The sequence below is a fragment of the Streptantibioticus rubrisoli genome, assembly GCF_024436055.1.
In the GTDB taxonomy this organism is placed as follows: Bacteria; Actinomycetota; Actinomycetes; order Streptomycetales; family Streptomycetaceae; genus Streptantibioticus_A; species Streptantibioticus_A rubrisoli.
This window is the reverse complement of the sequence record NZ_JANFNH010000093.1, coordinates 1-3,718: the sequence shown is the minus strand read 5'-3', so window position 1 is coordinate 3,718 and position 3,718 is coordinate 1. Positions and strand designations below refer to the sequence as shown.

At 73.1% G+C, this 3,718-nt stretch carries 4 protein-coding genes; 1 reads left to right on the top strand and 3 read right to left on the bottom strand.

The window, feature by feature from the left end:
- The first annotated feature begins 358 nt into the window (after positions 1–358).
- Positions 359–1,588 (top strand): MFS transporter, encoded by a 1,230-nt coding sequence (locus NON19_RS32950; protein ID WP_372514382.1) that lies wholly within the window; start codon positions 359–361, stop codon positions 1,586–1,588.
- On the opposite strand, the gene NON19_RS32945 is transcribed toward NON19_RS32950, so the two are convergent.
- From NON19_RS32945 to NON19_RS32935, 3 genes are all read right to left on the bottom strand, one after another.
- Positions 1,585–2,478 carry a glycosyltransferase family 2 protein gene (locus NON19_RS32945; RefSeq protein WP_255932951.1) on the bottom strand — a complete coding sequence of 298 codons (894 nt, stop codon included), beginning with the start codon at positions 2,476–2,478 and terminating at the stop codon, positions 1,585–1,587. The two genes, NON19_RS32950 and NON19_RS32945, sit on opposite strands and share 4 nt — an antisense overlap.
- Complete coding sequence (locus tag NON19_RS32940) at positions 2,478–3,500, bottom strand: glycosyltransferase family 9 protein (protein WP_255932950.1); 1,023 nt, start codon at positions 3,498–3,500, stop codon at positions 2,478–2,480. Before NON19_RS32940 ends, NON19_RS32945 begins: the two co-directional genes overlap by 1 nt.
- Positions 3,501–3,506: 6 nt before the next feature.
- Positions 3,507–3,718 (bottom strand): nucleotidyl transferase family protein (locus NON19_RS32935; RefSeq protein ID WP_504979683.1); only part of this gene is annotated, 212 nt, incomplete at its 5' end.

The window sequence follows — 3,718 nt, the reverse complement described above, 5'->3', positions numbered from 1 at the left end:
CCCGCCCGCTGTCTGTGAGCAATGCCACTTAGCGGGGCAAACCGGCTCGCTCCACGGGGAGTTGGAGCGAGGCGCGTGCTGTCGGCAGGCGGTGTTGTCTTCCGGTGCCCGGCGAGCGTCTGTGAGACTTTCCGCTGGCCCGTGCCGCTCTCACCGTCGAGAGCCGCGCGACCTCGATGGCCGCACCGCCCCACCGCCGCGCCTTCCGCGCTGACCGGGATACCGCCTAGTGCCTCTAGCAGTTGAAACCAGCTCTGCCCAGCTGCCCACAGACATCCTCCAAGACCGTCGCCCCGCGCCGAAGCCCGCGCCCGCCCGCCCGGAGCGTTCGCCCTGGCGCTGCCTGCGCAGCCGCAGTATGCGCTGGTGGTCCACCGCGAACCTGTTCTCCAACCTCGGCACCTGGATGCAGCTGACCGTCCAGAACCTCCTGGTGCTGCAGCTGACCGGTTCCGCCGCGATGACCGGACTGTCGCTGTCCGTCCAGGCGGCCCCGGGACTGCTGGTGGGACTGCTTGGTGGCGCCGCCGTGGATGCCTGGCCGCGCAAGCTGACCGCAGCGGTCAGCCAGGCGGTGCTGGGTGCCATGGCGTTCACCACCGCCGCCTTGGTGGCATTTCACATGCTCAACGTGCCGGTGCTGATGATGATGGCCGCGATCACCGGCTTGGTGGCGACGGTCGACGGACCGGCCACCTCGCTGCTGGGCAACGACCTGGTGCCGGAGAGCGATGTGCCCTCCGCCATCGCGCTGGGTTCCGTGGTGCACAGCGTCGGCCGGCTGGCCGGGACCGCGCTGGCGGGTGTGACCATCGCGGTGGTCGGCGAGGCCGGGGCCTATGTCGTCAACGGGCTGTCGTTCCTGTTCGTCTCCGCCGTGATCCCGTTCCTGCGCCCGGTGGCGCGGGAGCGGAAGGCCGCGCCGACCACACCGCGGCGCGGGCGTGCGACCGCCGAGCAGGGCATGGGGCTGCGTGAGGGCCTGGCGTTCTTCGCCAGCCGCCGGCGCCTGGTCGCACTGGCGGTGATCACGGCGGTGAGCGCCGTACTGGGCCGCAACTACGCCCTGACGCTGGCCACGCTGGTCACCGGCCCGCTGCACGGTGGGGCGGCGGCCTACGGTGTGGTGTCCACCGTCCTGGCGGTCGGCGGCACCGCCGGTGCGGTACTCGCCGGGCGGATGCGGCGCCCCTCGGTCCGCCTGGTCGCGGTCCTGGCAGCCGCCGGAGGTCTGCTGCAGATCGTCGTCGGATGCGCACCGCTGCTGCTGATGGTCCTCATGGTGGTCGTTCCGATGGCGATCGTGGAGTCCATCTCGGACACCGCGGCCACCACCATCCTGCAGACCGATCCGCCCGCGCACATGCGGGGCCGGGTCCTGGGTGTGTGGAACAGCATCAGCACCGGCTGGGGGCTGGCCGGTCCGCCCGCCCTCGGTCTGCTCATCCAGGTCGCGGGAGCGCGGGGCGCGCTGGTCGCGGGCGGCCTGATCATCGCGGGCGTGATCGGCGCGGGCGCCCTGGCCCACGGCCGCCGTGCCCGCGTCGCGCCGGTACCCACGCGAGCGGCGTTCGTCACCGCGTCCTAACCGTCCGCGGATGGCGCCGCCGCTGCCGCGACGGCCCGAAGGTCGCGTTCCAGCCAGTTCGGCACCGGCTTTCGGTGCAGCAGTGCGCGCGGCAGCCGCCACAGCGCCTCGGCCAGCGCCAGCCGCGCATAGGGGTCCCGGAGCGCGTCGCGGGCCGTGAGCGCGGTGAGCGCCGCCCCGCACGACCAGGGCCTGCGCAGATAGGCCGTCAGGAGTTCGTTGCGGCGCACGCGTGCCGCGCGGTCCGGGCGCGGCCCGCCATCGGGAACATGCCGGGCGATGACGCGCGGGCAGTGGACGACCCCCCAGCCGCGCGCGGCCAGGTCGATGGCGAGCAGCGCTTCCTCACCGGCGAAGTGCAGCAACGGGTGGAAACCTCCCACGTCCACGAACGCCGCCCGGCGCACCACACTGGCGCAGGCGAGGAAACCGAGCACGGAGGGACCGGGCAGGTCGGGGGCGGTGCCGAGAGGGGAGGCGGCCAGCACCGTGTTGAGCGGGTCGGGCTGCCCGTCGGCGCCTACCCGGGTGGCCGCCGACAGCAGGCCGAGGCGCGGATGGGCGTCGAAGACGGCGACTGCCCGGGGCAGCGCCTCCGGCTCCCACCAGGAGTCGTCGTCGCTGAACGCCACGTAGTGGCTGTCCAGCAACGCGACGCCGTGGTTGCGGGCGACGGCCCCCTCGTTGCGTGGCAGCCGCAGCAGCCGCACGTGGGGGAAGCCGGCACGAACGGCGGCGGACGTGCCGTCGACGGAGGCGTTGTCCACCACCACGATCGGCGGCCGACCGGGTAGCGCGTCCAGCCGGTCGAGTGTGGCCAGCAACTGGGAGCGCCGGTCGCGGGTGATCACCACGATGCCGACGGCGGGGTGCTGACGCGATGTGCCCATCATTCGTCCGTCTCGGGCAGCCGGGGCACGTCAACCGGGCCGGGCGGCAACCCGTCGACGGCATCCAGCACCTCGTCGACGGTGATCCGCAGGAGCCGTTCGTCCGGCCGCCGCCCGTGGGCGTCCCCCGGACGCCCGTCGCCGTCCGGGTCGCCGTGCCACATCACCCGGTGGGGCCCGTCGGCGGGCGGCCCCCAAAGCCGCGGGTGGACCGGGCCGAAGAGCACCACGGACGGTGTGCGCAGTGCGCTGGCCAGATGGGCCAACCCGGTGTCTCCCACCACCACCGCCGCGGCATTGGCGATGAGCGCCGCCAACTGTTTGAACGGGATGTCATCCGCCCCGCCGACAACACTGCCGGGCGGCAGTCCTGCCTGGGCGGCGACGGAGTGCGCCAACCGTGCTTCCCCCGCACCCGCCGTGATGACGACGCGATGACCGCGCAGGTGCAGTGCGTGCGCCACCGCTGCGAACCGCTCGGCGGGCCAACGGCGGGCGGCTGCCTCGGCACCCGGGTGGACCACGATCGCGCCCGGCGCGGACGTCCTCGCCGCGGGGGCGGCGATCGCGAGGTCACCGGGGTCCGCCGGTAGGCCGTACCACTCCAGCAGACGGCACCAGCGGAGCCTTTCGTGCTCGTCCGGATGCCAGGGCGGCCCGCAGGGCTCGGAGTAGGCGAGCAGTGCCGACGGGCGCAGCGCCTTCAGCGGCAGACAGCTCAGGGGCGCGTTGCCGTGCAGGTCGACGGCGATGTCCGGGGGACGGCCGTCCCAGGACAGGCGTTCGGGAACCGAGCGCCCCGGTGCCGTGGTCGGCAACAACTGGTGAACGGTCCTGGTGACGGCCACCGCGTCGGCCAGCTTGGGCGAACACGCCAGGGTGATGCGGTGGTCCGGCAGGCGGCGACGCAACGCCCGCAACGCGGGCACGGCGGCCAGCAGGTCGCCAAGCCCGAGCGCCCGAAGCACCAGGACCTGGCGGACGGGTGGGCGTTCGCACGCACGGGAGCCCATCGTGTTCATCTCGGGTTACTCGTTGTGGACCGCTGTGGTGGCGGCGCGTTGGGCTAGTTCGGTGGTGGAGCGGTCGGCGATGTAGGGCAGTACCAGGGCTTGGCCGCCCCAGGAGCGCAGGATCTCGGTCTCGGGGAGTGTTTCGGTGGTGTAGTCGCCGCCCTTGACCCAGTTGTCGGGTTGCAGTTTGCGGAGCAGGTCGTGGGGGACGTCCTCGTCGAAGACGG